This is a genomic window from Halorubrum sp. SD612, assembly GCF_002135005.1.
This window is the reverse complement of the sequence record NZ_NEWI01000344.1, coordinates 1-1,534: the sequence shown is the minus strand read 5'-3', so window position 1 is coordinate 1,534 and position 1,534 is coordinate 1. Positions and strand designations below refer to the sequence as shown.

The 1,534-nt window shown below is 68.6% G+C and carries 3 protein-coding genes and 1 pseudogene; 2 read left to right on the top strand and 2 right to left on the bottom strand.

The annotated features are described in order from the left end of the window. Positions 1-156 (bottom strand): annotated as a pseudogene (locus B9G38_RS17985) (SAM-dependent methyltransferase); the annotation flags it as partial. A 91-nt stretch (positions 157-247) separates the two neighbouring features. After that, positions 248-640 carry a PPOX class F420-dependent oxidoreductase gene (locus B9G38_RS17175; RefSeq protein WP_049932365.1) on the bottom strand — a complete coding sequence of 131 codons (393 nt, stop codon included), beginning with the start codon at positions 638-640 and terminating at the stop codon, positions 248-250. A 151-nt stretch (positions 641-791) separates the two neighbouring features. Between B9G38_RS17175 and B9G38_RS17170 the strand changes: the two genes are divergently transcribed. Together B9G38_RS17170 and B9G38_RS17165 are read left to right on the top strand one after the other, a co-directional pair. Then, positions 792-1,064 (top strand): helix-turn-helix domain-containing protein, encoded by a 273-nt coding sequence (locus B9G38_RS17170; RefSeq protein WP_008004753.1) that lies wholly within the window; start codon positions 792-794, stop codon positions 1,062-1,064. A 103-nt stretch (positions 1,065-1,167) separates the two neighbouring features. Next, on the top strand, positions 1,168-1,534 hold a 367-nt coding region (locus B9G38_RS17165; protein ID WP_143415621.1), incomplete at its 3' end, for a glycosyltransferase.

The window sequence follows — 1,534 nt, the reverse complement described above, 5'->3', positions numbered from 1 at the left end:
GGCGAGGACGGCCTCCTTCTCCCGGCGGTCGATGAGCCGCCCGCCTCCCGAAAAGCGGACGTCGTCGTACTCTTCGGCGACCTCGTCGGCCTGGTACCAGTCCTGTCCCTTCACGTTGTCCGTGATGAACGCCGGACCGACAAAACCGTACTGGATGCGGTCCGGCGCCGACCCCGGTGCGGTCGGTCGGCTTCGACGCGACGGCGGTCGGGGCGAGCGCTCGAACGTTCGCCGAGAGCCCGGACTGTCAGCCGCTCGTGGCGACGTTCTCGGCCGGAATCTTGACGATGACTCGCGCGCCCTCCTCCTCGTCGTGGTGGGGGTACTCGTCGACGCCGAAGTACCGACGCGCGAGCTCGTCGATGTGTTCGCGCGCGCCCTCCTCGGTCAGCTTGGCCTCGCCGCGGACGGAGACGTACCGGTACGGGTCGTCGGGGTCGAGCACGCTGACGCCGACCTTCGGGTTCTCGCGGACGTTCCGCTCCTTCTGCCGCCCGCGGGCGGTGTTCACAAGCACGTACTCGCGGTCCTCGTGGTCGACCCACACCGGCGTCACGTGCGGGAGGCCGTCGGGCCCGACGGTCGCGAAGTGGGCGTACGACTCGGCTTCGAGGATGTCGACGTGAGACTCGGGGATCACGGGGTGAATGACGGGCCGCCCCCGGAAAACTCGCCTGATCGACCGTCTATGATAGCCCGGTGAGACGTGATATTAACACATTATATTATCACAGGCGGATTCCCCTATATGTAGCCAACCTTTACCACTACCCGTGGGATTCGTGTGAGACATGAGTACCAGTCCCGCGGAGACCGCTGACCAAGACCGCCTGTCCGAGTCTGAGTACCGCGACCGCCTGCGCGAGCTCCCCCCGAGCGCGAAGCTCGTGGCGAAGGTGCTGGAAGGGGACGCCCCCCTCTCGCAGGGCGGCCTCGCCGACGAGTCGCTGCTGCCCGACCGCACCGTCCGCTACGCGCTCAACCGCCTCGAGGAGGAGGGTCTCGTCGACTCGCGGTACAGCTTCAAGGACGCGCGCAAGCAGGTGTACTACCTGACCGTCTGAGCGGCTCGCGCGCCGTTGCCCCCGGCCCGCGATCGGTTCGGAGCCGACGCGGACCGGACACACACGCAGTCCTTTTTACCTCCTCGCCCCGATAACGAGACGTATGGACCTCTCGGTCGTCGTCCCGACGCTCAACGGTCGGGACCGGTTGGCCGCCTGCCTCGACGCGCTGGCGGCCGACGCGCCCGACGCCGAGGTGATCGTCGTCAACGGGCCCTCGGCCGACGGCACGACCGGCATGGTTCGCGACCGCGACGATGTCGACGTGTTGGTCGAGATCTCCGACCGAACGGTGAACGTCGCCCGCAACGCCGGCATCGAGGTTGCGACGGGCGACGCGGTCGCGCTGGTCGACTACGACAACCGGATCGAGCCGGGGTGGCGCGACGCGGTCGCCGACGGCCTCGACGCGGCCCCCGTGGTCTCGGGACCGGTGACGCCGATCCCGCGGGGCGAGCCGACCGACCGAG

Coding starts and splice junctions, on each gene's coding strand:
- B9G38_RS17170 (WP_008004753.1), top strand. CDS start 792: ATGAGTACCAGTCCCGCGGAGACCGCTGACCAAGACCGCCTGTCCGAG.